The following is a 26900-nucleotide window of genomic DNA, read 5'->3' as shown; positions in this document are numbered from 1 at the left end:
GGATTCACGTGCATGCAGAGTCGACTCAGACCGACATTGAAACCGGCGCTCCGGGCCTTGCTGTTGTTGGGATTGACGATGGACAGCGCCTTCGCGGCGGTGGGTAATTGCTCGGCACTGCCGCGCCTGCCCTCGGTGATCGAGATCGGTGAAGGCTTCCAGCAGGACATGCAGTCACCGGTGGCAATCACTCGGCTGGCGGTCGGCGACCCGAAAATTGCCGACGTGCATGCCAATGGCGGCTCGTCCTTCTTGCTCACGGGCGTCGGCCCCGGCGCGACCAGCCTGATGGTCTGGACCGCCTGCTCGGCGCAGCCGCAGCAAGCCATGGTCTTCGTCCAGGGCGCGGCGACCACGGCGCTGACCAGCAGCGTGCCGTCGGACGATCCGACGCTGCCGTCGCAAGTGCAGACCGACATCCGCTTCGTCGAAGTCAGCCGCACCAAACTCAAGGAAGCCACGGCGTCGCTGATCGGCACGCGCGGCAATTTCCTGTTCGGTTCGCCCGGCACGCTGCCACCGATCGACGGCGCGCCGCAGCCGCGCCTGCCGGTGGATAACTCACTGTTCAATTTCTCCTGGGTCGGCGGCAAGACCATGGCGATCATCAACGCCCTGGAAACCAGCGGCTTCGCCTACACCTTGGCGCGGCCGAGTCTGGTGGCGTTGAACGGGCAGAGTGCGAGCTTCCTGGCCGGCGGGGAAATCCCGATTCCGGTGCCCAGTTCCGGCAGCGACAGCGTGTCGATCGAATACAAGGAATTCGGCATCCGCCTGACCCTGACGCCAACCATCATCGGCCGCGACCGCATCGCGCTGAAGGTCGCCCCGGAGGTCAGCGAACTGGATTTTGCCAACGCGGTGAACATCGCCGGCACCACCGTTCCGGCGCTGACCATCCGCCGCACCGACACCAGCGTGTCGCTGGGTGATGGCGAGAGTTTCGTCATCAGCGGTTTGATCAGCACCACCAACAGTTCGCAAGTGAACAAGTTTCCCGGCCTGGGCGACATTCCCATCCTCGGGGCGTTCTTCAAGGGTTCGCAGATCAAACGCGAAGAGCGCGAACTGCTGATGATCGTCACCCCGCATCTGGTCCAGCCATTGGCGGCGGACGCGCGACTGCCGTCGTTGCCGGGGAGAAACTGCGCAATTACGACCCGAATTTCTATCGCATGTTCTTCCTCGAGAACGGTAACTTCGACAAGCGCAGCGGGTTGTCGCAATGAACCAGAATCTCAGTCAAACCTTCCTCGCCATCACCCGCAACAGCACCGATCTGGAATGGCTGCAAAGCGCCCTCGCGCCACTCGGCCAGGTCATCAGCGCCGGTGCCGGCAGCCTCGACGAACTGCTCGCGCTGGTCGATGTAACGTTCGCCAATCTGGTCTTCGTCGGTCTCGACCGCGAGCACGTCGTCGCGCAGAGTGCGCTGATCGAAGGTGCGCTGGAAGCCAAGCCGATGCTGGCGATCGTTGCTCTCGGCGACGGCATGGACAATCAGCTGGTGCTCAATGCGATGCGCGCCGGTGCGCGGGATTTTGTCGCCTATGGCTCGCGTTCCAGCGAAGTGGCCGGGCTGGTGCGGCGCCTGAGTAAGCGCTTGCCGGCAGTTGCGCCCAATACCCAGCTCGGCGGGCTTACCGTGATGTACGGCGTGCAGAGCAGTTCCGACGGTGCCTTGCTCGCCAATCACATGGCCATGGTGGTGCAGAAGAGCGGCCAGCAAACCTTGCTGCTCGACCTTGGCCTGCCCCGTGGCGACAGCCTCGCGCTGTTGGGTCTGGAGAGTTCGTTTCACTTCGGCGATGCCCTGCGTCATTTGCGCCGCCTCGACGCCACGCTGATCGACAGCGCTTTCACCAGCGCCGAGCACGGCCTGCGAATTCTTGCTTACGCCAACAGCGACGAGCCGCTGGAATCCACCAGTGCCGCCGAGCTGTACATGCTCCTCAGCGCCCTGCGCCAGCACTTCCAGCACATTGTCGTGAACCTCACCGGGCAGGCCGACAGTGAAGCGTTGCGCACCTTCGTCAGCCATTGCGACAAACTGCTGTGGTACACCGACCAGAACGTACTCAACTGCCGACGCAACCTCGCCGTGCTCAACCAGTGGCGCGAGAAAGGCATGAAACTCGAGCACGGGCGCTTGCTGATCGATCGCTACCTGAGCAACGTTGCGCCGGATGCCGATACCCTGGGCAAGACCTTCAATCTGGAAGTCATCGCCGTGCTGGCGTTCAGTCCCGATGTGCGCCTGAACGCGAAAAACCAAGGCGTGAGTCTGTTCGAACTGGCGCCGCGAGAGAAACTCACCCAGAGCCTGCGCGCCCTCGGCGAACGTTTGGCCAAGCGTTCCGAAGGCTTGAGCAAACCAAAAGTCACCTGGTTTGATCGTCTGCGAGGTCACTCATGAGCGCAGAAAAACTCTTTGGCGCGACGCCACGCGGAGCGATCGGTAACAGCGATCACGAAGGCCTGAAACTGGTCCTGCACCGCTACATCATCGACGCCATCGAGGAGTCAGGGAAAAACCTGCTGGAAGGTTCACGCCAGCAACTGGCGCAGTTCGTCACCGACAAGGTTGCCGAATACATCGCGCGTTTGCACCTGGCGATCTCGCGCTACGAGATGGAGCGCCTCGGCGAAGAAATCGTCGACGAACTCACCGGATTCGGCCCACTGGAAGTTCTGCTGCGCGACCCGTCGGTGACGGAAATTCTGGTCAACGGTCCGCACCGGGTGTTCATCGAGCGCGACGGCGTACTGCATCAGAGCGATCTGCGGTTTATCGATGCGCATCACGTCGAGCGCGTCATGCAACGCATTCTTGCACCGCTCGGGCGACGCCTCGATGAGTCCTCGCCGATGGTCGATGCGCGCCTGCCCGATGGCAGCCGGGTCAACGCGATCATCCCGCCGATCGCCCTCGACGGCCCGTGCCTGTCGATCCGCAAGTTTCGCAAGGACATGCTCAAGAGCACCGACCTGATGGCGATGCAAACCATCGATCTGGCGATTTTCGAGTTCCTGCAGAACGCCGTGGGCAGGCGCTGCAACATCCTGATCAGTGGCGGCACCGGCACCGGCAAGACCACGCTGTTGAACATCCTCAGCCAGTTGATCAACCCGCACGAACGGCTGGTGACCATCGAAGACGTCGCCGAACTGCAGCTCGGCCATCCGCATGTGGTGCGTCTGGAAACCCGTCCGCCGAATGCCGAGGGGCATGGCGAGGTCAAGGCCAGCGACCTGATTCGCAACGCCCTGCGCATGCGTCCCGACCGGATCATTCTTGGCGAGATCCGAGGCGTCGAAGTGGTCGACGTGCTCACCGCGATGAACACCGGCCACGACGGTTCGATGAGCACCGTGCATGCCAACAATGCCCAGGACGCGTTGCTGCGCCTGGAGACGCTGGTCGGCCTGACCGGGCGCTCGATCGCCGAACGCACCTTGCGCCAGATGATCTGCGCCGCCCTCGACGTGATCATTCAACTGACGCGCATGCCCGATGGCCGGCGCTGCGTCAGCGAAGTGGTGGAAGTGGTCGGCATCCGCGAGGACGTCTACGTCACCAACACCCTGTTCCGCCTCGACCGCCGCACGGGGTTCGGCTTTGTGCGCGAAGCGGTCAACCCGGCCGGCGACAAGCTGCGCCAAGACGCTCACCTGGGCTGACGGCGAGGAGCACGCAGATGCTGGGACCGATCATTCTTATCGCCATTTGCCTGATGCTGCTCGGGCTGTCGATCTATCTGTTCCTGCAAGGCCTGCGCAAGACCGCGACGGAAAAAGTCCTCAATCGACTCGCTGCGGGGCAACCGCAATTGGCCGTGGAACAGACGAAATGGGTGGGATTGGAGCGCATGTTTTTGCGTGCCGGCCTCGGTCAGCCGAGCGAGCGCTTCGGCCTGTGGCTGAGCCTGTGGGCGGCGGCCATGGGCCTGGGATTTCTGCTCGGGAGCTGGGTTGGTCTGCTGATCATGATGATCGTCCCGCCCGTGGCGTTGCGGCTGTACATCGCCATTCGCTACCGACGGCGGATCCGCCGCATGATCGAACAACTGCCGCAACTGCTCGACCATACCGTGCGCAGCCTAAAGTCCGGGCGCACGCTGAGCGATGCGGTGCTGGGCGGCATCGAGGCCAGTGAAGATCCCTTGAAAGCGGCCATGGGCCGGGTGCAGCGCAACGTGCAACTGGGGGTGAACCTGCCCGATGCGGTCAGCGATTTTGCCGAGCTCTACGAGCAGGACGAATTGCGCATGTTCGCCCTCGGCCTGAAGGTCAATCACCGCTACGGCGGCAATGCCAGTGAGCTGTTGGAGAACCTGATCAAACTGATCCGCGAGCGCGACCAGGGCGCGCGGCAGTTGCGCGCGTTGACGGGGAAACGCGCATGACCGCTTGGGTTTTGGGTTTGCTGCCGCTGATTCTGGTGAGCTACTTCATGCTGACCAACCCCGGCTACATGCTCGGCATGTGGCACGACGAAAGCGGCCAGACCATGCTGCTCAGCGCCGCCGCGTTGCAGGTGCTGGGCAGTCTGGCGCTGTGGCGCATGTTGCGGAGCGTTTGAGATGGTCTGGCTCGCGGCGTTGTTGTTGCTCCTTGGTTCGCTGTTATTGCTGGGCAATCACCTGCTCACCGAGCGCCGCCGCGTGCGTCAGGTGCATCAGCGCTTGCATGGCCAATTGGTCCGGGAAAACCGTTTCGGCCATTGGCTGCGCGCGCTGGGCAACAGCCGTTTCGGCCGGGGCTCGGTGAGCATCGACAGCGAAACCCAGACCCTGCTCGGCCGCCTCGGCTGGCGCCGCGCCAACGAGCGCGCGCTCTTCGCCGCCTGCCAGATCGGCACGCCGCTGCTCGCTGTGGGGCTGGCGATCTTCTTGCAGGAAGTGTTTTTCCCGCAGACCAGCCACCGCTGGATGGCGCCGATGTTCGCCGCAGGCGGCGGCTATCTACTGCCCAAACGCCTGCTCGCCTACGCCGCCGCCCGCCGACAGAAAACCATCGCCGTGGAAATTTCCACGTTCATTCCGCTGCTGCGCATCCTCTTTGAATCCGGCATGGCCGTGGAACAAGCGCTGCGCGTGCTCAGCGTCGAAGCGCAAAAACTGCTGCCGGAGCTGACCAGCGAACTGCGCCTGATCCTCAGCCGCGTCGACTCGGGTCTGGAGCTGGGTCAGGAGCTGAACAAGACCGCGGTGATGCTCGCGGTGGACGAATTCACCGACACCTGCGTGATCCTCCAGCAACTGATCCACCAGGGCGGCGGTGCGATGAAATCACTGCTGGCGCTCAAGCAATTACTGGATGACCGACGCCTGACCCGGCTGCAGGAATACATCTCGAAAATGTCGGCGAAGATGTCGGTGGTGATGATGCTGTTTCTGTTTCCCGCCCTGCTGATCGTACTGGCCGGCCCGGGCTTCACCGCCATCGCCCGCGCCTTCGCAAACTGACCTTGGCTCATGGAGAGCGCTAGATGAAAGTACTGATAGTCATGGCAAGTCTGTTGCTGCTCAGCGGCTGCGCTACGGACGGCCAGGCGCCGTGGACCTCGCTGCTGTCGCCGTCCAGCTGCAGCAAACTCACGTCGGAGCAGGAACTGTCGCTGAACCTCGCCGATGATCTGGCCAGCGACGGCAAGCTCCACGCCAGCCTCGCCAATCTGCAAAGCCTGCCGGACAACCTCAGCGAAGTGCGCCTGCGCAAAGCCAAGGTCTATCGCCTGCTTGGTCGCAGCGAAGCCGAGCCGCTCTACCGCAGCCTGCTCGGCGGCTGCCTCACCGCCCAGGCCGAACATGGCCTGGGGCAGGTCTACGCCGCCCGTGGCGACAACGGCCAGGCCCAGGCCCACCTGCAACGCGCCGCGCGCCTGGCGCCGACCGACGAAAAAATCCGCAACGACCTCGGCGTGGTCTACCTCAACCAACTGCGCCTCAACGAAGCGAAATTCGAATTCCTCACCGCCATCGAGCTGAGCCAGAACAATCAACTGGCGACGCTGAACATGGTCACCCTGCTGCTCTACCAGAACGACTGGCCCCAAGCCGCAGAGGTCGTCAGCCGCTCGAAACTGACCCCGGAACAATTCACCGAAGCGCAGCAACGCGCGGAAAAACTCAAAGCCCCGACCCACGCCAAAGCCACACCCGGCGACCGCGTCGCCGCCTTCATCGCCCCCTACCGCCGACGCTCGAATAGGAGACAGCCATGACCATCCGCAAAGGCCTGTGCTACCTGACCCTGCTCACCCTACCCCTCGGCGCCCACGCCATCGACACCGGCCCGGCTTCAGCGCAGCAGCAGGAAACCGAAGGCTGGCTGGTCCTGCAAAGCCGCAACAAAGCCGCCTCACCCAAACCCCAAAGCGCCACCGCCACTGAACGCGAACTGGCGATGCAGCGCTGGCTGAAGAAATACCAGTACGAGATCCCGGATTTTTATGATCCGGATGCGGGCGGGAAGATCGAGAGCAAGAATTAGTTTGGTGGTGCCCTTGAAGGCCCCTTCGCGAGCAGGCTCGCTCCCACAGTTTGCAATGCATTTCCCTGTGGGAGCGAGCCTGCTCGCGAAGAACGATAACGCGGTTTCAGGTCTGCGGATCAACCCGATCCAGCGCCCTATTCACGGCCAGCTCGGCCAGCATGACAATCTGCTGAATCGCCAACGCCGTGCTGCGCTGAAACCCGCTCAACTCACCAGCGAAATTACTCGCCATCGCACTCGCTGACGCCAGCGACTCACAGGCATGCGCCAACAGGCTTTCGGTATCGACATTGGGCACCACCATGAACAGCGTGCTGGGCGGATGCGGTTTTGCAGGTTCGGGGCAGAGATAGAAATCGAGCGCGCGTTTTATCGCTTCGCGGTTTTTCACAAGATCGTCGGCGCGCATGGCGTCTTCGAGCGGGGTGGCGGGGGATGGGGGTGGGTCTGGGATCAGTTTGTCCATTGAAACGGCTCTCCAAAATCTGCGGTGCTACCCAAGGCCATTCTCACGGGGCAAAAGGTGGCAACTGTATGCGGGGTGAGAATACCGGTTATGGACACCCGGCCAGACCGAAGTCTGCCCGCACACAGCCGCCATGACACATTGCAGACAGCGGACAAGCTGGCGGCGATTATGCGTGCACAGATACTGGATGACCATAAGTAGCAGGGTTCTCACGCCCGATCGCCGAAGGTTCGACGACAGCCAGAGACTAGTGACCCGACGTCCGACGGACAACCTGAAAACCTTGTGGGAAGGTTCTGGTTATTTTGAAACAGATTTAAACGACTTCGAGTTATCGTCGGACCGACTGGCCTCATCGCGAGCAGGCTCGCTCCCACAGAAAGCAAAAGCAGCGCAGCTGCCCGCGGCGAAGCCGCACCACTCAACAATGAGCGCAAGCTCGAGTAGATTTTGATCTTGGAGCCCGTCGGCAGGCTGAGTGGAGGGATTGATCCGGGCGTGGGAGCGCAGCGACCGTCTGGCGCAGCCAGACACAGCGGAAGGAGGTGCAGCGAAGCAAACCGGAGCCGCTGCGCCAGGATCGATCCCGGAGCGAAGGAACCCCGAGCCCCAGCGAGCGGGCCGAACGTCAGGGCGAAGACCTTTTGGTTACTTTGGGCTGGGCCGGCATTCCGGCGTTTGCCAAAAGTGACCCGCCGTAAGGGCGGAACCGTAATCAGCGACACCAAAAAAACGGATATTCACCCCAACCACCCAAAGCATGGTCGGCCCAAAGGCCGCCAAGTCAATGCGCCGTAACCCGCTGCCGCCCCGCCGAACTACCAGGAGAAAGCGCCAAAGCCAACTGCGTCCGATTATGCATATGCGTCAACCGCAACACCTGCGACACATACAGCTTCACCGTGTTCTCGGTAATCCCCAACTCACAGGCAATCTGATAATTGGTCTGCCCCTTGCCCACCAACCGCGCCACATCCAATTGTCGGGGCGACAACTGACTGAACACCGCCGGCATCTCGCCAGACTCAGACTCGCCCTCACTCACCACTGGCGCAGGCGAGCGCCGCACCTTGTCCAGATCCTGATAAAGGTCATCAATCGACTCGGACAAAAACTGCAACTTCTGATTCAAATGCCCCAGATGCAGATTCTTCTGTCGTTCCTGTAAAGCCAACTCCTGGCGCTGCACACCCTCGAGCAACTCTGCCAGCTCAATCGGCTTCTGATAGTAATCGGCGATCCCCGCACGCAACGCCTTGATGACATCCTGCTTGTCCGCGCGCCCGGTGAGCATGATCGCCTCGAACACCCGCTGTTTGCCGGCCAGCCGCTGCAACGCCTGGATCAACTCGATGCCGTCCATGTCCGGCATGTGCAAATCACTCAGCACCAGACCGATGTCCGGGTCCGCCCTGAACAGCTCGATGGCTTCAAGACTTGAGTCGCACGGCACGCAACGGTAGCCACTGCTCTCAAGAAACTCACAGAGTTCTTCGACGATCAGCGGCTGATCGTCGACCACGAGGATTTTTACCGCACTAGGCTTGTTCACGAACCACTCCATTTGCTCGGGCCAACGCTGACGATTCCTGCACTTTGGTGGCGTATTCGCCTGAATTGAAAGTAGACCCACTTTCCTACTATGTACATAGGACTAGTGGCACCCCGCGATCAGGTGATCCAGTACAGCGAGAGCACTACACCTACCCACACGAACGGCGCAAATGGCAGCTTTTTTGACTTGTCCGGAGCGAGATGGCGTACGTGCTCTCTAAGCCCTTGACCGATATGGGGCCAGACTTTTGGCGCAAGCAGCAGCCAAATCACGCTGGCTACTCCAGCACCGATAAACGCGCCAAGAACGAATATGCCGTTCGTCGCAAGAGCCAGGGCTGTCATTAATTTCACATCGCCGGCGCCCATGCGGCCCAAGAAATAACCCGGCAGCGTCAGCAGCAGAGCGATCAGGCAGGCCCAGCCGCCCTGCCCCGCGTCGGCCCCCAGCCAAGTAGTGCCAGTCGCCAACAACCAGACCAACGCCAGCGCGCCGACGCCTAACGTCAATGCGTTGGAAATGCGCCGCTGCCGGGCATCTTGCGCGGCGCAGATCGCCAGCCAGATCAGAACAAGGGAAATCTGCATCCGCTGAAAGCCGTCCGTTTTGCCTGATTGATTCTATGCTGATACTACGCAGTGACTGTCAGGGTAGACGCACGCATGAAAAACGGCTTTCGCAGGTCGCAAAAGGTGCGGTGGCGATCGAATTCGCCTTGGTGTTCATCATCTTTTTCGCAGTGTTTTACGGGCTGGTCAGCTACGGCCTGCCCTTCGTGATGATGCAATCGTTCAACCAGGCCACCGCTGAGGCGGTGCGCCGCAGCGTTGCGGTGGACCCGGCCACGCCGAACTATTCGACGGCGGTGGTCAACACCGCCAATGCCGCGCTGACCCAGCAACTGCAATGGCTGCCCTCGGCCTTGAATCTGGTGGTCGGCACCGACACCAGTGCGGCGTACGACGCGGGGACTGGCACCCTGACCGTCAGCGTCAATTACCCGGTGAGCAAGCTCAATCAGATCATGCCGTTTCTGGTGCTGCCCGGGATCGGCACGGTGCCCAATCTGCCCACGCACCTCACCGCCCGCTCGAGCCTGCAATTTTGACCGCCGGCGCTAAGCTCTTCGGCCGTTTGCTCAAGCGTGCCCCCAGCGCTGTTCTTGAGCTGCCGGACCGACTCGGCGCGCCGCCCACCGGCCTGCATCTGTATCTGAATGGCGACGGCGAGGTGTTGCAGATCGCCGGCCCGCTGCGGCATTTGCTTGCCCAGCCCAAACCTCACGGACAACCGCTGCCACTCAGCGCCTATCTGCTGCCACAAAGCCTGTTGACCATTGAAGGTCAGCCGCGAGACTGGCACGGGCAATTGCTCGATCTCGACTTCCCCGGCGTGAATGATCAGCCGCTGCACCTGCGTGGTTGGGTGCAGCCGCTGGGTGATGGCTGGGCGCTGCAACTGCTCGACATCGCTGACCTGTTGCTCGAACGTCAGCAATCGCACGACCGCGAGGCCTGCCAGACTCTCGCCGCGCAGGTCAGTGATCATCTGCGCACGTGCAGCCTGACGCGCCTGCCGACGGTGCTCGGCGAACAATTGCAGGCGATCGCCCAGCGCTGGCACATCCCCTGCCTGGCCGTGGCCTTGCTCGATGAACAGGCTCAGGGCTGGCAGATTCATCAACAGTTTCGTGGCCATGATGCTCCACAATTGTGGGAGGACGGTCAGCCGTTGGGCACGCCGCTGGACAGCCTCAACGGCAGCGCGCCGCAACGCCTTGCCGGCCCGCAGGGTCGCTATGAACATTCGCGATTGCAGGCCACGTTCGGCAATGCCAATGGTTTCGCCGTGCCCTACAGCAATGATCAAGGCGTGGTCGCGTGGCTGCTTTGCGGGTTTTACACGGTCGACACTGTGGCGCCGTGGCTGAGCGATCGCGACTGGCTGACCCTCGCCGGCGCACTGGCCGGGCCGTTGCTCAGCCGCTTGCGCGAGCAGCGCCATGTGCAATCTATGGAGCGCCTGGATTCCCTGCAAAACCTGCTCGGCACCGGCTGGTGGGAAATCAGTGCCGAAGAGCAGATTGCACTGGCGCCGTCGCTGGCTTCGGCACTGAATCTCAGCGATCGCCTGCTGCCGGTAAGAGACTGGCTGTCGCTGTTTCATCCCGCCGACCGCGACGAGTTGCGCAGCCGTTTGCGCGCCCTGCAACTGCAAGGAGAAGCGCTGACCCTGAGCGTGCGTCTGCATCGCGCGGAGGTGGGCGCAGCGGCGACGTGGTATCGGATTCAGGGCCAGGTCAGCGGCACCGGTGAGCATCGGCGTCTGGTCGGGTTCATGCTCGACATCAGCGACATCCAGAACCAACAACAGCGCGCCGCCGCCGCCCATGCGCGGCTGGATAATCTGATTGCCAGTTCACCGGCGGTGATCTACGTGCAGCGCTATGCAGAAGGCGCGCTGATCCCGGCGTTTTTAGCGCCAGCCTGCAACCCTTGCTGGGCTGGACGCTGGAAGATTGCGATGCAGCAACACTAGTCGAGCGCGTGCATCCCGACGACCGTGAACTGTATTTCCAGCGCAACCGCCAGTTGCTGCGCGAAGGTTCGGTGCGTGCGCGTTATCGCCTGCGCGACAGCCGTGGCGACTATCACTGGCTGCTCGATGAGGCAAAACTGCTGCGCAACGATCTCGGCCTGCCGGTCGAGGCGGTGGGCTTGTGGCTGGACGTCACCGACGCAACGCTTGCCGCCGAGCAGGTGCGGCAGAGCGAGGAGCGTTACCGGATTCTGGTCGAGGACTCGCCGGCGATGATCTGCCGTTATCGCCCGGACCTGACGCTGATCTTTGGCAACCGACCGTTGGCGACTTATCTGGAATGCACCCCGGAACAACTGCCCGGGGTTGATCTGGGTGGCTGGATGTCCGAAGAACAGCGCGGCGCTTTTGTGCAGCGCCTGAGCCAACTGACGCCGGAACAGCCAGTGAGTACAGCGGAAATCAGCCTGCAATTGCCCGGACGCGAACACGCCTGGTGGGTCTGGTCGGATCGCGGCGTGTTCGATGAGCAGGGACAGTTGATCGAAGTGCAGGCGGTGGGCCGCGACAACACCGAGGTGCGCCGCTCGCAACAGCAACTCACGCAAAGCGCGAAAATGGCCACCCTCGGCGAAATGGCCACCGGCCTCGCCCACGAGATCAATCAACCGCTGAACGTCATGCGCATGGCCATCGTCAACGTGCTCAAGCGCCTCGGCAACGGTGATGTGCAGGTCGATTACCTGACCGAAAAACTCAACCGCATCGACGCTCAGGTGCAACGCGCGGCGAAAGTCGTCGACCACATGCGCGTATTCGGTCGGCGCTCGGAAATCGAACAACAGTTGTTCAACACGGCCCAGGCCATCGAAGGCACCCTGTCGCTGCTGGCCGAGGGCATGCGCGGTAAAGGTGTCGACCTGCGCATCAGCGAGACCGGTTTCGAAGCGCAGGTGCGCGGCCACATCGATCAGTTGGAGCAGGTGCTGATCAATCTGATGGTCAACGCCCGCGACGCCCTGCTCGGCAAACGCGACAGCGACTCAGCGTTCAAGCCATGGATTTCGATCTACGCCGAGCGTGACGAAGAAAGTGTGCGGCTGTGGGTCGAGGACAATGGCGGCGGTATCGATCCGCGTTTACTGGAGCGGATCTTCGAGCCGTTCTTCACCACCAAGCCGATTGGCGTCGGCACCGGTCTGGGCCTGTCGGTGAGCTACGGCATCATCGCCAACATGGGCGGGCAATTGAGCGTGCGCAACTCCACGGAGGGCGCACGGTTCTGCATCAAATTGCCGATTGCCACGGATGATCAGATCACCAGATAAGCCTTGCCGGTCTGCCCGCAGGTCATGTTGGCGCCCACCTCGGTGTTCATCAGATTGATGCCCAGGCCTTTGAGCAGATTGTTCAACAGTGGATCGAGCAATGGGCTGATCAAACCGGTGACCACCGGCAACAAGCGGTTGCTGACGTCGCTGATCAACGAGGCCACACCGGTGACGATGGCGCCCAGCGGATTGCTGCCCACAGGTTTGTAGACGATCAGGTTGATGCCCGACAGGGTGTTCGCCAGGCTGCCGACGATGTTGCTGGTCGGCGCGGCGGACAGCAGGCTCGGCGGCCGGTTCAGATTGGCCGGGGTGGCGAAGGGTGTGGTGCTGGAGAACAGCAGATTTTGCGTGGTCTGCGCGACGCTGGTGTCGAGTTTCAGGGCGATGCCGCCGGCGCCGTACTGGACGTGGAGGCGGCATCGCAACTGCCGATGCCGAGAATCTTGTGGCAGGTGATGATGCCGAGATCGACCAGCGGCAGCGGCGCCACCGTTGGTTCAGCAGCTGAAGAGAACGCTGCGATGGGATCGATCTTGCCGAGTTTAAGATCAGCCAGAGAAGTCGTGGTGGCGGCAGTCAGGCTTTTGCTGCCGCTGTCGCCGGTCGGGCAGCGGTAATCGGTGACATAGCTTTTCGCCCCGCCGGCATCCAGCGCGATATCGATCCGCGGTGAGGGCAGCAGCTTCGGATCGAGCTGTTGGCAACCGGCGCCCAACAGGCAGAACACGGAATTGAGGGTGTCCACCAGATTCAGGCTCAACAGTGCATTGAGCGTCGGCGTCAGCGTACCGACCAGGCCCAGTACCGCATTCGTCAGCCCCGTGACTCCTGACAGCACCGGCAAATTCACCGACAGCAGCGTGCGCACCTGCGCGGTGCGCACATAAATCCGGTCCGGTCCCAACGGATCGGCCTTGGCCCGCGCCGGGTCGCCAATCGCCGAGAATTGCGGCGGCTCGATCACCTTCACCCGCACCGTGACACCGGCCAGCCCCAGCACGTTGACCGGCAAGGTCGCCGCCACCGCGCTCTTGCTGTTGGCCAGTTGCACCATGCCCTGCACCAGTTGCAGCAATTGCACATTGGCATCCAGCCCCGCCGCCGTAGTGCCGGTTTGCAGTTGCAGGATCTCGCCGAGTCTGACCGGTGCTGCATTGATGGCGGCGGCCTGCAACTGACCCAGCGCGGTGACCACTTGCGCGGTCGCACCGTTGAGCTGCACCACCGTCGCGGCGGCCTGGATCAGCTGCGTCACGGTCGCTTGGGTATCGAGCAACTGCGTGTAATTGCCGGCGCCGACGTTGAGGTTGATTGCCAGTTGATCGAGGTATTTGAGCAGGTTGATATCGGTGTGCAGCAAGCCGTCCCAGCCCACCGCCGTGAGGTTGACGTTGCCGCCGAGTAGCCCGGAAAACAGCGGATTGAGGATGTTCGACTGCGCCGTATCGATGCTGGCGAGGGTGCTGCGAATATTCAGTTGGGCGACGGTCGGCTGCGGTTTCGCGGCAACTGCCGAAGCATTGAGTGTGGTGTTGAGGCTGACCGGTGTAGCGCTGAACAACGCCCGCACACCACCAGCAAAACTGCTGGTGACCGTACGACTGGCGGCGACTTTGACTGCGCTTGATTGCGTGGCATCGACAGTGAAACTGCGCATACCGCTGGCAGCGGTGGCCAGTGTGCCGCAGGTGGTGGCGAGTGTATTGGCGGCGTCCACCACGTAACCGTTGCGCAGTGCACTCTGCCCGGCATAACTGGCGGCGGTCAGCCCGGGCATGCAATTGCCGCCGCGACTGACCGCTTCGAGGGCGGCGGTATCCACCACCCGCTGCAATTTGCGCTGTTCCATGTACAGGCGACCGCTGTCGACCACCAGCAACATCATCACCAGCGCCAGACTCAGAGTGGCAGCCGCCATCAAGCCGATCGCCCCGCGTTGCCGGGCCGGGCCGTTGCCTTGCGATCCTGGCGACATGGCGCACTCCTTTGCCGGCGCAGTGCCGAGCTACCTGCGTTGGTAAAAAGGAGTGTAGACACGGTGGAGCAAGCGCGCTGGCGCCGCGTCATTTAGAGGGCTACCGCCCACTGTGGGAGCGAGCCTGCTCGCGAAAGCGCCAGATCAGGCAATCAAAATGTTGAATGTACCGCCGCCTTCGTGGGCAAGCCCACTCCCACAGGGATTTGTGCAGGGTTCAAGATCATTCGTTCAACACCGAAACCTGTGGGAGCGAGCTTGCTCGCGAAAGCGTCAGATCAGGCAATCACGATGCTGAATGTACCGACGCCTTCGTGGGCAAGCCCACTCCCACAGGGATTTATGCCTGGTTGAAGATCATTCGTTCAACACCGAAACCTGTGGGAGCGAGCCTGCTCGCGAAAGCGCCAGATCAGGCAATCACGATGCTGAATGTACCGCCGCCTTCGTGGGCAAGCCCACTCCCACAGGGATTTGTGCAGGGTTCAAGATCATTCGTTCAACACCGAAACCTGTGGGAGCGAGCCTGCTCGCGAAAGCGCCAGATCAGGCAATCACGATGCTGAATGTACCGCCGCCTTCGCGGGCAAGCCCACTCCCACAGGGATTTATGCCGGGTTGAAGATCATTCGTTCAACACCGAAACCTGTGGGAGCGAGCCTGCTCGCGAAAGCGCCAGATCAGGCAATCACGATGCTGAATGTACCGACGCCTTCGTGGGCAAGCCCACTCCCACAGGGATTTATGCCGGGTTGAAGATCATTCGTTCAACACCGAAACCTGTGGGAGCGAGCCTGCTCGCGAAAACGCCAGATCAGGCAATCGAAATGTTGAATGTACCGCCGCCTTCGTGGGCAAGCCCACTCCCACAGGGATTTATGCCGGGTTGAAGATCATTCGTTCAACACCGAAACCTGTGGGAGCGAGCTTGCTCGCGAAAGCGCCAGATCAGGCAATCAAAATGTTGAATGCACCGCCGCCTTCGTGGGCAAGCCCACTCCCACAGGAATCTGCGCTGGGCCGAGACCGTCGGTTCAACACCGAACACTGTGGGAGCGAGTTTGCTCGCGAAAGCGCCAGATCAGGCAATCACGATGCTGAATGTACCGCCGCCTTCGCGGGCAAGCCCACTCCCACAGTGATTTATGCCGGGTTGAAGATCATTCGTTCAACACCGAAACCTGTGGGAGCGAGCTTGCTCGCGAAAGCGTCAGCTCAGGCAATCAAGATGTTGAATGCACCGCCGCCTTCGTGGGCAAGCCCACTCCCACAGGGATTTATGCCGGGTTGAAGATCATTCGTTCAACACCGAAACCTGTGGGAGCGAGCTTGCTCGCGAAAGCGCCAGATCAGGCAATCACGATGCTGAATGTACCGACGCCTTCGCGAGCAGGCTCGCTCACACAGGGACGGTTCAGAGCGGTTCAACGCGGTGGATAGTTGGCCAGGATCCGTGCCACGGTCTCGCGAATGGCATTGCTGCGATCGGCCGGATTCGGGCGGCTGCTGAGCATTTGTTCATCGCTGCCACGCCACACCAGTTTGCCGTCCTTGCCGTCGAGCAGGTCGATCTGAATGGTCGCGACCTTGTAGGTGATGTTGCGCGTCTCGTTGTACATCGGCGCGCCCCAGTAGCCGTTCCACGGGCCGCCCCAACCGCCGCCGTAATTGGTCGTCACCTGTTGCTGCCGGTCCTCGACGATCAGGTAGGTCTGCACGCTCAGATCTCCCTTGCCGCCACCAGCAGCCGGGCGCAAACCGCGCTGATCGAGTTGATCGGACACCGCCTGGCGAATGCGCTGTTCGGTCAGGTCACTCTTGATGCGCGGATCATCGGGGCGATATTGCAGGGCCGGGTCTTTCCAGCTCCAGCTGCGATAAGCGGCAAAGTCGCGGCTGGCGTCGAAATCGTGATTGACCTGATTGGCGGCGCAGGCACTGAGCAGCGCGACAACAGCGAGTAGAGCGAGACGGCGGAACATGATTTTTCTCCGGGTGAAGACATGAACCTGCTGACACGACGTCAGCTGGGAGGATACGCCGCCATGGCTTTTTCCACAGCCTCGCGGATCGCATCGGCGCGTTCGATCTGATTGCCCTGGGTGCCGGTCTCGGCGCTGGCGCTCCACACTGGCTGACCATTGCCGGCATCGAACAGATCGACCCGCACCACCACGACCTGCTCTTGATAGGTGCGCATGACCGGCACGCTGTTGTACATCCCGTAACCGCGACCATAACGATCATAGCCGCCGTAGCCACCGTAGTAGCCGTAGTCGTCGCGAACCTGACGCAATCGGGTTTCCAGACGCAGGTCGGCGCTGACCAGCAGGTCGGTCGGGCGGTTGTCGCGCATCGGCCGCAAGCCGCGCTGGTCGAGAGCGTTGCTGACCGCCTCGGCCACCTGCGCCGAGTCGGCCCACGCCGTGCCCGGTGGTAACTGCCCGTCGCGCCAGGCCCAATTGCGGTAGCGCCCGTAATCACGCGGCGGCGCCGGGTAGGCGCTGCGGTCGAAGGTGGTGGCGGCCTGCGGCGGTGCCGGCGGCAACGGCCGTGACTGGGCCACGTAGGGGTTGCTGCCTTGGCAGGCGGCCAACCCCAGACTCATCAGCAATAACCCGCATTGAGCTTTCATGTCGCGCTCCGCTCAGATCGGCCGGCAGATCCAGTGCAAGTAACGCCCAAGCCCGGCGAAGCCTGGGTGACGACGGTGCGCGAGTTCCATTTCCAGCAAGTCCGCCAGTTCGGCGCGGGCCTGGAATTCCACCGGCATGTAATCGTGAAATACCCGTACGCCGCTCTGACTTTCGACCTGCCACATACCGGCGAGTTGCGTTGCCAATTCCCGTGGGTCGAGAGGCTGCTGCGGGGTCAGGCTCTGTTTCTCGCCGGCCATGACGTTCTTGCGCATTTTCTTGAAGTGGCCCTTGAGCAGATTGCGATAAATCAGCGCGTCACGGTTGTAGAAGGCCAGCGACAGCCAGCCGCCGGGCTTGGTCAACTGGTGCAGCACCGGCAGGATCGCGTGGGGCTCGGCGAGCCATTCCAGCACGGCGTGGCAGATCACCAGATCGTAGGGCTCGGTGAGCTGACCGGGCAGTTCCTGCCACGGCGCCTGAATGAATGTCGCGGTTTGCCCGGCTTCGGCAAAACGCTGGCGTGCGCCTTCCAGCATCGGTTCGGCCGGTTCGGTAAAGGTGACGTCATGGCCGCGCTCGGCCAGCCACAGCGACATGTGCCCAAGGCCACCGCCGATATCCAGCACGCGCAGCGGCCGATCCGGCAAGGCCTCGGTCAGATCGGCCTGCAACACGGCGAGGCGAATCGCGCCTTTGGCGCCGCCGTAGATTTTTTCGGCGAAGCGCGTGGCCAACTGATCGAAATGACGGTCGCTCATCAGCTGAACCGCCGTTCGCTGTCGGCGAGCTTGGCCCGCACCACTTCATTCATGTCCAGACCCAGCTCGCTGCACAGCAGCAACAGATACAGGACGATATCGCCGACTTCCTGCCCGGCATGCGCGAGTTTTTCCGCCGGCAACTGGCGCGACTGGTCTTCTGTCAGCCACTGGAAGATTTCCACCAGCTCGGCCATTTCCACGCTGGCGGCCATGGCGAGGTTTTTCGGGCTGTGAAATTGCCGCCAGTCATTGCGGTCACGAATGGCGTGCAGGCGTTCGGTCAGTTCAACAAGGTTCATCGGGCTCTCCTGAAGACGCATAGCTTCGGGGGATGCGGGCTGAAGGCAAGCAGCGCAGATGATCTATTGTGGGAGCGAGCCTGCTCGCGAAGGCGGTGGATCATCCAGACCGGATTTGCCTGACACGCCGCCTTCGCGAACTGGCTCGCTCCCACACATGATCCGGGCAAACCTTCTATCATGCAGGGAACTCGGCCGCCCTCGGTGTGGCCCAAGGCTCAGCTCTTTCATCGGGATGCACACATGCGCGTAGAAAGCTTTTTCGAATGGCTCGGCCAGGCACTCGGTTCGATCATCCGCTTTATCGTCGACGGCCTCAGTGGCCTGTTCAATATGCTCAGCAATGCCGGCAGCAACTTTGTCGACGGCCTCGCGCAGACGCTGGGGATGGACACCTCGATCATCAGCATCATCGCGCTGATTGTCGGTTTGATGCTCCTCTGGTCGGCGATCCGGGCGTTCATGAACGCGTCGATCATTGCCGGGATCATCTGGTTGCTGCTGGGGTTGTGGTTGCTGAGCTGGATCATCCATTAACCCACCGCCCCCTGTAGGCCCTCGCCTGCTCGCGATCGCGGTATGTCATTCGAAGCTTGTGTGACTGAACGGGCGCTATCGCGAGCAGGCTCACTCCTACAGTGAATTGCGTTAATCGCTACAATCCCCGCTCCCCCAAGGAGCCTGCATGTCCTCTCTGATTACCGACTGGCGCGACCGCCCGACTCACCGCAAGGTCTGGGCGCTCGCCGCGCCGATGATTCTTTCCAATATCTCCGTGCCGCTGGTGGCGCTGGTCGACAGCACTGTCATCGGCCACCTGCCGCATGCCCATCAACTCGGCGCGGTGGCAGTCGGCGCCAGTCTGTACACGTTTCTCGCCTGGGCGATGGGTTTTCTGCGCATGGGCACCACCGGTTTTGCCGCGCAGGCTGCCGGGCGCAGCGATGGTGCGGCGTTGCGGCAGATTCTCTTGCAGGGCCTGTTGCTGGCACTGGGCTTGGCCGTCGTGCTCGGCGGCCTCGGCGTGCCGCTCAGTGGCGTTGCCCTGCACTTCATGCAACCGTCGGCTGAACTGGATCAGCTGACCCGGGCGTTTTTCCACACGCGCCTGTTCGGCCTGCCCGCCGCGCTGGCGACCTATGCACTGGTCGGCTGGTTCCTCGGCACGCAGAACGCGCGGGCGCCGCTGGCGATTCTGCTGAGCACCAACCTGATCAACATTGTGCTCAATCTATGGTTCGTCATCGGCCTGGACTGGGGCGTGGTCGGCTCGGCGCGCGCTTCGGTGATCGCCGAATGGAGCGGCGCCCTGCTCGGCCTGTGGCTGACGCGCACGGCGTTGCGCGCCTATCCGGGGCAGATCATCTGGTCGGCACTGAGAGTCTGGCAGAGCTGGCGCCCGCTGCTGGCGGTCAACCGGGACATTTTCATCCGCAGCCTCGCCCTGCAATCGGTGTTTTTCCTGATCACCGTGCAAGGCGCGCGGCTCGGCGATGCGACCGTAGCGGCCAACGCGCTGCTGCTCAACGGCCTGCTGCTGACGGCCCACGCACTCGACGGACTGGCGCACGCCGTTGAAGCCTTGTGCGGGCATGCCATCGGCGCCCGGGATCGCCTGGCCTTGCGTCGATCGCTGGTGGTGGCCGGCGGCTGGTCGTTGATTGCCAGCCTCGGATTCGCCGTGCTTTTTCTGCTGGCCGGGCACCTGTTCATCGAGATGCAGACCGACATCCAGAGCGTGCGCGACACGGCGTTCGTCTACCTGCCCTACCTCGCCGTGCTGCCGCTGATTGCGGTGTGGAGTTACCTGCTCGACGGCCTGTTCATCGGCGCCACCCGCGCGCGGGAAATGCGCAATGGCATGCTGCTGACGGTGTTGTTGCTCCTGCCGTTCGCCTGGTTCTTGCAAGCACTGGGCAATCACGGCCTGTGGATATCTTTCCTGCTGTTCATGGTCTTGCGCAGCGTGACCCTCGGCGCGCAAGCCCTGTGGCTGAAACGCAGCGATGGCTGGTTCAGCGGCAAGGCTCACTGACGGCATCAGTCAGTCCGCCGCACCCCACTGCCGACGCAGATGATCGAGGCGCTCCTGCTGGGTCAGACCCGCCGGTGGAGCAACCAGCACCGCGCGCGGATGCAGCAGGCGCAGCCACAGCCAGCCGTCGAGCACCGCGCGATCACTGAAACCCAGCGCCAGACCCTGTTGCACATGCACAGCGATCGTCTGGTAATCGGCGCACAGGGATTGGCACCAGCGCCAGATGTGTTGTTCCAGCAGACAGGTTTGCAGGCGCTCACGCTGGCGCCGGGTCAGGCTTTCTTCGATGCCCAGCGGTTCGACGAGCAGGCCGGGATTGCGCAGCTGTTGCCAGCCCTGACTGCCGATGGCGCGGTCAGCCCAGGTACCCCCAAACCAGCGCAACTGGCGGATTGGCCCGAGCCAGCGACTCAGTTGCGCGGCATCGCAGGCATCGAAGAAATAGCTGGCGGTCTGCCGGTTGTAATAGCTGAGCAAGGCCCGGTGATTCAAGCCGAATGAGACGGTGAGCATGCGTTGCAAGTGGCTGATCAGCTGCTGCGCCGGTATTTCGCAGCTCAGCAGCAGCCCGCGCCAAGTGTCCGGATCGCGCAGGCACAAGGCGGTCAATGCCGGATTCTCACGCAAGTCGACAAGAACCGGGCCGTGCTCGCTGACCGGTTGAAATTCGGTACCGTCGAACAACCGGTGCCGCTGCACATCGGCAAAGCCCTGCCGCAACGTCAGCAGTGCGCGTGACGCGTCAGGGGTATCGAGTAACAGCCATTGCGCCATAGGCTCAAGCGCCGCGCCGCTCATCTTGCGCTGCTCTGATCAAGCGCGGTCAACAGCCGGCAACTGCACACGGACTCGGCACAGTGGTTGAAGCTCCCACCTCCCGGCATCAGGCACAGCAGCAGCAACGGCTCGCCGGACTGCAACAGCTGCTGCAACCCATCGCTCACCAGCAACTCCGGCAACGGGACATCGTCCTCAACCGTATCCTCCACCAGCGCCGGAGGCTGGAGAACGCCGCTGACCATCGGCTGATCGGGGTCGCCTTCGAGGAAACTCACCACGACCTCCACGCCATCGGCCAGCGCCGCTGATGGCAACTCGCTCAGGGTTGGTGCGAGCGGTAGCCAGCAATGGCTCGGCGCTGCGCCTTCGCCCTGATACAGCCAGTCAAATTGCACCGCGACCGGCCGCGAGCGATCGGGTTGCGCTTCATCGACCGAAACCACCCAGGCACGCTGCAGGCTGTGCATGCGTTGCTTGGCTGGCGTCGCGGCGGGCGCAAAGACGGGCACCCGCGCGGCCGCGAACAGGCGATTACCGTAGGGCGGTTCGAGAGACTGATCGGCACGGTGCTCGATGCGGGTCAGCAACCATGGGCGGTTGCATTCGATGAAGGGATGGCCGTCCAACGGCAACCACTGACCGCTGCGCAGGGCGGACAAATCGCTGTGGCCTTCGGCATTCGGTCCGCGCTGGCCGGCCTGTGAATCTTCTTGCAGTTGCCACTGGCGTACGGCTGGAGTGACGCAAAGGTGCTCATGCTCGCCCTGATAGCGCGCGACGTCTGCCTGCGGCATCCGCGTCGGATCATCGCCCAATACCAGACAATGCCTGTCGCGGTGATGCTCGAAGTAATAGTGAATACGCGCCTCTGCGCACAGGCGCTGGAGCAGTTGCAGATCGGATTCCCGGTATTGCGTGCAGAAGGTGCGGGCCGGGTAGTCGCTGTGCAGGTCGAAACGTCGTTGCAGCCCGACGATGCCGTGCTCACGCAGGACCTGGTCGATGATCTGCGGCACGGAGCGGCCGCTGAATATGCGCTGGCTCAAACGCAGGTCAAGGCAGTCGAGCCTGGGCCCCAGACGCACGCGACTCAAGCGCAGGCCATGGCTGTGCTCATGCTGGACAAGGCTGTGCAGTTGCCCGTGCACACCCTGGCCGGGCGGGCCGAAGCACAGGAACGCAGAACGATGCAGCAGGCCGGCAAGATCCAGATGCGGATCGTCGATCACCACATCGATCTCGAAGACAAAGGGTTCGCTGAGCGCTTCCCTTCCGGTAAAGGCGAGAACTTCGAAGGGGTCGGACAGGCCCGCTACATCGAGACGAAACGACGACTCGTTGACTGGATCGAACATGGGCGGATCTCTAGAGGAGGGGCGGCCGGGGATTCTCGCCGAGAGGCATGGCCGAGTAGAGAGGCGAAGTACAACTTAGGAAATGACCTACGCGAAAAGCAGACCAGATGAGTTTGCTGACCGTGATCGCACAGGTTTTCGTGAAAAAATCAGGAGATGTCCCACCGGGTTGTCCGAATTTTCCACAGCTTGCGGAAAAAATCGGACAACCCGGGCGGAACGCTATCGGGTCTCAGGAAGACAGATAGGAGGAGCGGGTCAGGCCCAGACGCAAGGCATCGAGGAACTGCGTGCGCTCGCTGGCACTGATCCGGGCACTGGCGCACTTGTCGCGGTAGTGGGTCATCAGTTCTTCCGGCGACAAGTGCACGTAACGCAGCATGTCTTCGATGGTGTCGTGGGTTTCGATACCGGCGTGGTACACGCTGCCATCGGCGTTCTGGTAGATGTTCACCGAGTCGGTGTCGCCGAACAGGTTGTGCATGTCGCCGAGGATTTCCTGATAGGCGCCGACCAGGAATACGCCCAGCAGGTAATCTTCGCCTTCATTCAACGCGTGCACCGGCAGGCTGGTTTCGATGCTCTGCTCGTCGACGTACTGGTTGATCTTGCCGTCGGAGTCGCAGGTCAGATCCTGCAGCACCGCACGGCGCAGAGGCTCTTCATCGAGACGGTGCAGCGGGATGATCGGCAACACCTGATCGATCGCCCAGGTGTCCGGCAGGCTCTGGAACACCGAGAAGTTGCAGATGTACTTGTCGGCCAGCTTGTCGTTGAGTTCGTCGAGCACCTGGCGGTGCGAACGCTGACGCGCCTTCAGCGAGTTGTGCAGGCGACGGCACACGGCGAAGTAGCACTGCTCGGCCAGGGCTTTTTCCGCCAGGGTCAGCTTGCCATCGGCGTACTGCGCGGCGACGTCGCTCATGTAGTGCGTGGCGCGCCAGTAGGTTTCGGTGACCATTTCGATGTCGGTCGGGCCAAGCAGATCGACCAGCCATTGCACGGTTTCCGGCAGGCTTTCCTTGTTCTCGATCAGCGGGATCTCGTCGTTGTGTTTCTCGACGTCGGTGACCTGCACCACCAGCATGGCGTGGTGCGCAGTCAGCGAACGGCCGCTTTCCGAGAAGATGTGCGGATGCGGCAGGCTCTGCGCGTCGCAGAATTCCTTGAGCATGCCGACCACAACACCGGCGTAATCGTCCATGTCGTAGTTGATCGAACTGGCGTTGCGCGAGTGGGTGCCGTCGTAGTCGACACCGAGGCCACCGCCAACGTCGATGTGATCGACCGGCAGACCGAGGTTGCGCAATTCGCCGTAGTAACGGATCGCTTCCTTGAAGCCGTGCTGGTAGTCAGCGAGGTTGGCGATCTGCGAACCCATGTGGAAGTGCAGCAGGCGGATGCCTTGATCGAGGCCGGCGCCACGGAAGCGCTCGACCACCGACAGCAGTTGCGCCGCCGACAGACCGAATTTGGATTTCTCACCACCGGTGTCCGCCCACTTCGAGGAGGCCAGCGACGACAGCCGCACGCGCAGACCCACCTGCGGCTTGACCTTCAGCGAGGCGGCTTCTTCGATCACCAGGCCGACTTCGGATTCTTTCTCGATGACGATGAACACGTTGTGGCCGAGCTTCTGGCCCATCAGCGCGAGGCGGATGAACTCGCGGTCCTTGTAACCGTTGCAGACGATGGTGCCGCCCTTCGGCGCCAGCGCCAGCACCGCCAGCAGCTCAGGCTTGGAGCCGGCTTCCAGACCGATGGAGACGTTTTGGGTGGCGATGATGTTCTCGATCACCGCTTCCTGCTGGTTGACCTTGATCGGGTACAGCGCGGTGTATTTGCTCTGGTATTCCAGGCGCTCGATGTTGGAATCGAAAGCGCCGGTCAACTGACGGACACGGTCTTGCAGGATGTCAGGGAAACGCACCAGCAACGGCAAGGACAAACCGCTCTTGCGCAATTGGTCGACTTGCTCGAACAGGTCGATGGGCGAGCTGCTCGGGCCGTTCGGACGTACTTCGACGCGACCGGCTTCATTGATCGCGAAATACCCGGCCCCCCAATGGCGAATCCCGTAAACGCTGCGGCTGTCCGCAACTGTCCATTGGCTGCCATCGTCTTTACGTGTGCGTCGTACGGACATCGAAGTCCCCTATAAAGAAGTCAGAGTGCGTCGCCTGAAGTGCAGGCCGGCGCAGTCTAAAGAATGAAAATGACGGTTCGTCAGTGCGGCGGTAGACCGCACTGACTGCGTGGAGTTTAGAAACCGGTCATGAACAGGCTCTGTGAAAACCATGGCAACGACGCCGGATCCGAGAACACTCGAAGCCGGATCAAGCCGCCGGAGGGTTTCACAGAGGCTGCTAGCCGCCGGACTTCTTCGCTTTGAAACCGTGCTTGATCAGCTCTGCCAGGAGTAGCTCGACGTGATCGCCCTGGATTTCGATGATGCCGTCCTTCAGCGCCCCGCCAGTGCCACAACGTTTTTTCAACGTCGTCGCCAGCTCCTTGAGCGCGTCTTCGGCCAGGGGCACGCCGGTGATGGTGGTCACCGTCTTGCCGCCACGCCCTTTGCTTTCGCGACGCACGCGGGCAATGCCGTCACCGGCCGGGATCACGGTTTGTTTGCAGATACAGGCGTCCACCGGTTTGCTGCATTCCGGGCAATGACGACCTGCGTCGGTGGAAAATACCAGGCCGCCCAGGGCGGCGAAGGATGCGGCTTTCTTGGCCACCGGCAATCCTCTCGGGAGGACAAAGACTGATCGCAACCTTGGGCAAGGTCAGCGACCGCGAAGCCCCACTCAGGCAGGGGCAGCGCTACTGCATCGGCGCTTATGGGAAGCGTTCGGTGCAGTTTGAAAAGGTCGCGCAGTGTAACGGCAAAAATCGCGATTGCTAAGTGCCAATCGGCGCCAATTCATGTGTTCTTTGCGACGTTGCTTTGCTGCGCCTTGAGATAGCGCTTCAGCGCGGCCAGAGAGTCCGGGCAATACGGCTTTTCGCTGATTTCGCGCATGACCTGCTCGACGGGAATGAAGCGCGCTTCAAGGACCTCTTCCGGCTGCAGTTTCAGCGGCCCGTCCCACACGGCGGAAAACGCCGAACACCATAGACGGTTGCCAGTGTCTTCGAAGTAGAAGTGATCGTGAGCGGTGAGTTCGACGCCGCTGACGCCCAGCTCTTCCTCCAGCTCGCGCGCCGCCGACTCGGCGTAGCTTTCGTCAGCCTGGACCATGCCGCCTGCGGCAACATCCCAGTACCCGGGGTAAATCGCCTTGCTCAACGTGCGCCGGTGCACGCACAGCTCACCGGCGGAATTGAACAGCATGATGTAGGTGCCCCGGCCAATCAGACCGCGCTCGCGCAAATCGGAGCGCACCAGCGCGCCGAGCAGGTTGTCATGCTCGTCGACCCAAGCGATCTGTTCGGCGTCCGAGGCGGCGCGATGGGCCGCCTCTCTGGTTGTTTGACTCACGAATCAGCCCTGATTGAGCAGTTGACGCAAATCGATCACCGCCGCGTTGGCCCGGGAAATGTAATTGGCCATGACCAGCGAGTGGTTGGCCAAGACGCCAAAACCGCTGCCATTGAGGATCATCGGGCTCCACACCGGCTCTTGCGAAGCCTCCAGTTCACGAATGATCTGGCGCACGCTGACGGTGGCGTTCTTCTTCGCCAGCACATCGGCGAAATCGACTTCGATGGCGCGCAGCAGATGCGACAGCGCCCAGGCCTGACCGCGTGCTTCGTAGAACACGTTGTCGATTTGCATCCACGGGGTTTCCACGACTTCTTCGTCAACCTGCGGCACTTCGCCAACTGCCGGAACTTCGGTCTTCAGCGCGGTATTGAGCTTGACCCGACCGACACTGGCCGACAGGCGTTGCGACAACGAACCGAGACGGGTGCCGACATCGCCCAGCCAGTTGTTGAGGTTGTCGGCGCGGGCGTAGAACAGCGCGTTTTTCTGATTCGGATCCGACAAGCGCGACTGATAACGGCTCAGGGAGTTGATGCCTTCCTGGTATTCCGACTCGCTGGACGGCAGCACCCAGCTTTTGTTGTCGAAGTTGAAACGCGGTTCGGCCTTGGCCAGATCGGCGTCTTCGGCGGACTGTGATTGCGAACGGGCAAAATCCTTGCGCAGGGCGCGGGTCAGGTCACGCACCTGCACCAGCACGCCATATTCCCAGCTCGGCGTGTTGTCCATCCACAGGCCCGGCGGGAAACGATCGTTGGAAATGTAACCGCCCGGCTTGTTGAGCAAGGTGCCGGCAACAGTCTTCAGGGTTTCGACCGTGGTGTAGCCGACCACCATTTGCTTGCCTTCCTTCTCGGCAGCGACCTGGGCGTTCTGCGCCACCGGGAACAGCTCCGGTTCCTGGCTCCAGTACCAGCCCAGCGCGATGGTGACCAGCAAGTACAGACCGATCACTGTGGCCAGCGCCCGGCTGAACAGCAGCCCGCCGACATAGCTGCGGGTGGCCGACTTGGGCTCGGCGGCTCGTTCAGGCGCGCTGCCCGCGCGGTTTTTCCAGTCCAGCATGGCGATATCCTTTCAATCACTTGGGTTCAACGGTTCGACCACAACCATACAACAACGTGCCAAGGCCGGGCACCCGTCGCTAACGATAAGCCGCAAATGGTGCGGCC

21 protein-coding genes and 4 pseudogenes are annotated in these 26900 nt (G+C 62.0%); 11 read left to right on the top strand and 14 right to left on the bottom strand.

All coding sequences use genetic code 11. From position 1 onward, the window contains the following. Positions 1-12: 12 nt before the first annotated feature. From LJU32_07850 to LJU32_07820, 7 genes and pseudogenes are all read left to right on the top strand, one after another. Positions 13-1229, top strand: a pseudogene (locus LJU32_07850) (type II and III secretion system protein family protein). After that, positions 1226-2416: a pilus assembly protein gene (locus LJU32_07845; protein ID WKV90144.1), complete on the top strand. Its 1191-nt coding sequence runs from the start codon at positions 1226-1228 to the stop codon at positions 2414-2416. The pseudogene LJU32_07850 and the gene LJU32_07845 overlap by 4 nt, the downstream one beginning before the upstream one ends. After that, positions 2413-3681 (top strand): CpaF family protein, encoded by a 1269-nt coding sequence (locus LJU32_07840; GenBank protein ID WKV90143.1) that lies wholly within the window; start codon positions 2413-2415, stop codon positions 3679-3681. The genes LJU32_07845 and LJU32_07840 overlap by 4 nt, the downstream gene beginning before the upstream one ends. Before the next feature lie 17 nt (positions 3682-3698). After that, a pseudogene (locus LJU32_07835) lies at positions 3699-4582 on the top strand (type II secretion system F family protein). Position 4583: 1 nt separating this feature from the next. Next, on the top strand, positions 4584-5468 hold the full coding sequence (locus tag LJU32_07830) for a type II secretion system F family protein (GenBank protein ID WKV90142.1): 885 nt from the start codon (positions 4584-4586) through the stop codon (positions 5466-5468). A gap of 23 nt (positions 5469-5491) precedes the next feature. Continuing rightward, the gene (locus tag LJU32_07825) at positions 5492-6226 is read left to right on the top strand and encodes a tetratricopeptide repeat protein (protein ID WKV90141.1); all 735 of its coding nucleotides are present in this window, start codon (positions 5492-5494) and stop codon (positions 6224-6226) included. Beyond that, positions 6223-6495 carry a DUF3613 domain-containing protein gene (locus LJU32_07820; protein WKV90140.1) on the top strand — a complete coding sequence of 91 codons (273 nt, stop codon included), beginning with the start codon at positions 6223-6225 and terminating at the stop codon, positions 6493-6495. The genes LJU32_07825 and LJU32_07820 overlap by 4 nt, the downstream gene beginning before the upstream one ends. Positions 6496-6601: 106 nt before the next feature. Here the strand turns inward: LJU32_07820 and LJU32_07815 are convergent, their stop codons facing one another. From LJU32_07815 to LJU32_07805, 3 genes are all read right to left on the bottom strand, one after another. Further along, positions 6602-6964: a DUF6124 family protein gene (locus LJU32_07815; protein WKV90139.1), complete on the bottom strand. Its 363-nt coding sequence runs from the start codon at positions 6962-6964 to the stop codon at positions 6602-6604. Positions 6965-7751: 787 nt separating this feature from the next. Next, positions 7752-8519 carry a response regulator transcription factor gene (locus tag LJU32_07810; GenBank protein WKV90138.1) on the bottom strand — a complete coding sequence of 256 codons (768 nt, stop codon included), beginning with the start codon at positions 8517-8519 and terminating at the stop codon, positions 7752-7754. 119 nt (positions 8520-8638) lie between these two features. Further along, complete coding sequence (locus LJU32_07805; protein WKV90137.1) at positions 8639-9109, bottom strand: prepilin peptidase; 471 nt, start codon at positions 9107-9109, stop codon at positions 8639-8641. A 41-nt stretch (positions 9110-9150) separates the two neighbouring features. Here LJU32_07805 and LJU32_07800 point away from each other — a divergent pair, with 41 nt between their 5' ends. Further along, positions 9151-9630, top strand: coding sequence for a pilus assembly protein (locus LJU32_07800; GenBank protein WKV91058.1), 480 nt, complete (start codon positions 9151-9153; stop codon positions 9628-9630). Continuing rightward, positions 9627-12388, top strand: a pseudogene (locus LJU32_07795) (PAS domain-containing protein). Before LJU32_07800 ends, LJU32_07795 begins: the two are co-directional and overlap by 4 nt. Here LJU32_07795 and LJU32_07790 read toward each other — a convergent pair. From LJU32_07790 to LJU32_07770, 5 genes and pseudogenes are all read right to left on the bottom strand, one after another. After that, positions 12373-14369, bottom strand: a pseudogene (locus tag LJU32_07790) (pilus assembly protein TadG-related protein). The pseudogenes LJU32_07795 and LJU32_07790 sit on opposite strands and share 16 nt — an antisense overlap. 1424 nt (positions 14370-15793) lie before the next feature. Continuing rightward, on the bottom strand, positions 15794-16351 hold the full coding sequence (locus LJU32_07785; protein WKV90136.1) for a DUF4136 domain-containing protein: 558 nt from the start codon (positions 16349-16351) through the stop codon (positions 15794-15796). Positions 16352-16392: 41 nt separating this feature from the next. Beyond that, entirely contained in the window at positions 16393-17004 is a 612-nt protein-coding gene (locus LJU32_07780; GenBank protein WKV90135.1) for a DUF4136 domain-containing protein, read from the bottom strand. A 12-nt stretch (positions 17005-17016) separates the two neighbouring features. Next, positions 17017-17766, bottom strand: coding sequence for a methyltransferase domain-containing protein (locus tag LJU32_07775; protein ID WKV90134.1), 750 nt, complete (start codon positions 17764-17766; stop codon positions 17017-17019). Then, positions 17766-18068 (bottom strand): nucleotide pyrophosphohydrolase, encoded by a 303-nt coding sequence (locus tag LJU32_07770; protein WKV90133.1) that lies wholly within the window; start codon positions 18066-18068, stop codon positions 17766-17768. The genes LJU32_07775 and LJU32_07770 overlap by 1 nt, the downstream gene beginning before the upstream one ends. Positions 18069-18311: 243 nt before the next feature. Between LJU32_07770 and LJU32_07765 the strand changes: the two genes are divergently transcribed. Together LJU32_07765 and LJU32_07760 are read left to right on the top strand one after the other, a co-directional pair. After that, the gene (locus tag LJU32_07765) at positions 18312-18605 is read left to right on the top strand and encodes a hypothetical protein (protein WKV90132.1); all 294 of its coding nucleotides are present in this window, start codon (positions 18312-18314) and stop codon (positions 18603-18605) included. A gap of 148 nt (positions 18606-18753) precedes the next feature. Next, positions 18754-20103, top strand: a complete 1350-nt coding sequence (locus LJU32_07760; GenBank protein WKV90131.1) for an MATE family efflux transporter — start codon at positions 18754-18756, stop codon at positions 20101-20103. 9 nt (positions 20104-20112) lie between these two features. Here LJU32_07760 and LJU32_07755 read toward each other — a convergent pair whose 3' ends face one another. From LJU32_07755 to LJU32_07730, 6 genes are all read right to left on the bottom strand, one after another. Continuing rightward, positions 20113-20904, bottom strand: a complete 792-nt coding sequence (locus LJU32_07755; GenBank protein ID WKV90130.1) for a DUF4123 domain-containing protein — start codon at positions 20902-20904, stop codon at positions 20113-20115. Beyond that, positions 20901-22241: a type VI secretion protein gene (locus LJU32_07750; GenBank protein ID WKV90129.1), complete on the bottom strand. Its 1341-nt coding sequence runs from the start codon at positions 22239-22241 to the stop codon at positions 20901-20903. The genes LJU32_07755 and LJU32_07750 overlap by 4 nt, the downstream gene beginning before the upstream one ends. A 232-nt stretch (positions 22242-22473) precedes the next feature. Next, positions 22474-24387, bottom strand: coding sequence for an arginine decarboxylase (gene speA, locus LJU32_07745; GenBank protein WKV90128.1), 1914 nt, complete (start codon positions 24385-24387; stop codon positions 22474-22476). Between the two features lie 220 nt (positions 24388-24607). Then, positions 24608-24979, bottom strand: coding sequence for a translation initiation factor Sui1 (locus LJU32_07740; protein WKV90127.1), 372 nt, complete (start codon positions 24977-24979; stop codon positions 24608-24610). A 185-nt stretch (positions 24980-25164) separates the two neighbouring features. Continuing rightward, positions 25165-25722, bottom strand: coding sequence for an NUDIX hydrolase (locus LJU32_07735; GenBank protein ID WKV90126.1), 558 nt, complete (start codon positions 25720-25722; stop codon positions 25165-25167). A gap of 3 nt (positions 25723-25725) precedes the next feature. Continuing rightward, positions 25726-26793: a DUF2333 family protein gene (locus LJU32_07730; GenBank protein WKV90125.1), complete on the bottom strand. Its 1068-nt coding sequence runs from the start codon at positions 26791-26793 to the stop codon at positions 25726-25728. Between the last annotated feature and the right edge of the window lie 107 nt (positions 26794-26900).

This window comes from Pseudomonas sp. B21_DOA (assembly GCA_030544685.1).
Taxonomy (GTDB): Bacteria; Pseudomonadota; Gammaproteobacteria; order Pseudomonadales; family Pseudomonadaceae; genus Aquipseudomonas; species Aquipseudomonas fluorescens_AO.
This window is presented reverse-complemented; position numbering and strand designations above follow the sequence as displayed.

Bases quoted from the DNA above. Each gene is read 5' to 3' on its own strand.
- LJU32_07845 (WKV90144.1), top strand. From the start codon at position 1,226: ATGAACCAGAATCTCAGTCAAACCTTCCTCGCCATCACCCGCAACAGC.
- LJU32_07840 (WKV90143.1), top strand. From the start codon at position 2,413: ATGAGCGCAGAAAAACTCTTTGGCGCGACGCCACGCGGAGCGATCGGT.
- LJU32_07830 (WKV90142.1), top strand. From the start codon at position 4,584: ATGGTCTGGCTCGCGGCGTTGTTGTTGCTCCTTGGTTCGCTGTTATTG.
- LJU32_07825 (WKV90141.1), top strand. From the start codon at position 5,492: ATGAAAGTACTGATAGTCATGGCAAGTCTGTTGCTGCTCAGCGGCTGC.
- LJU32_07820 (WKV90140.1), top strand. From the start codon at position 6,223: ATGACCATCCGCAAAGGCCTGTGCTACCTGACCCTGCTCACCCTACCC.
- LJU32_07815 (WKV90139.1), bottom strand. From the start codon at position 6,964: ATGGACAAACTGATCCCAGACCCACCCCCATCCCCCGCCACCCCGCTC.
- LJU32_07805 (WKV90137.1), bottom strand. From the start codon at position 9,109: ATGCAGATTTCCCTTGTTCTGATCTGGCTGGCGATCTGCGCCGCGCAA.
- LJU32_07785 (WKV90136.1), bottom strand. From the start codon at position 16,351: ATGTTCCGCCGTCTCGCTCTACTCGCTGTTGTCGCGCTGCTCAGTGCC.
- LJU32_07780 (WKV90135.1), bottom strand. From the start codon at position 17,004: ATGAAAGCTCAATGCGGGTTATTGCTGATGAGTCTGGGGTTGGCCGCC.
- LJU32_07775 (WKV90134.1), bottom strand. From the start codon at position 17,766: ATGAGCGACCGTCATTTCGATCAGTTGGCCACGCGCTTCGCCGAAAAA.
- LJU32_07770 (WKV90133.1), bottom strand. From the start codon at position 18,068: ATGAACCTTGTTGAACTGACCGAACGCCTGCACGCCATTCGTGACCGC.
- LJU32_07765 (WKV90132.1), top strand. From the start codon at position 18,312: ATGCGCGTAGAAAGCTTTTTCGAATGGCTCGGCCAGGCACTCGGTTCG.
- LJU32_07760 (WKV90131.1), top strand. From the start codon at position 18,754: ATGTCCTCTCTGATTACCGACTGGCGCGACCGCCCGACTCACCGCAAG.
- LJU32_07755 (WKV90130.1), bottom strand. From the start codon at position 20,904: ATGAGCGGCGCGGCGCTTGAGCCTATGGCGCAATGGCTGTTACTCGAT.
- LJU32_07750 (WKV90129.1), bottom strand. From the start codon at position 22,241: ATGTTCGATCCAGTCAACGAGTCGTCGTTTCGTCTCGATGTAGCGGGC.
- speA (WKV90128.1), bottom strand. From the start codon at position 24,387: ATGTCCGTACGACGCACACGTAAAGACGATGGCAGCCAATGGACAGTT.
- LJU32_07730 (WKV90125.1), bottom strand. From the start codon at position 26,793: ATGCTGGACTGGAAAAACCGCGCGGGCAGCGCGCCTGAACGAGCCGCC.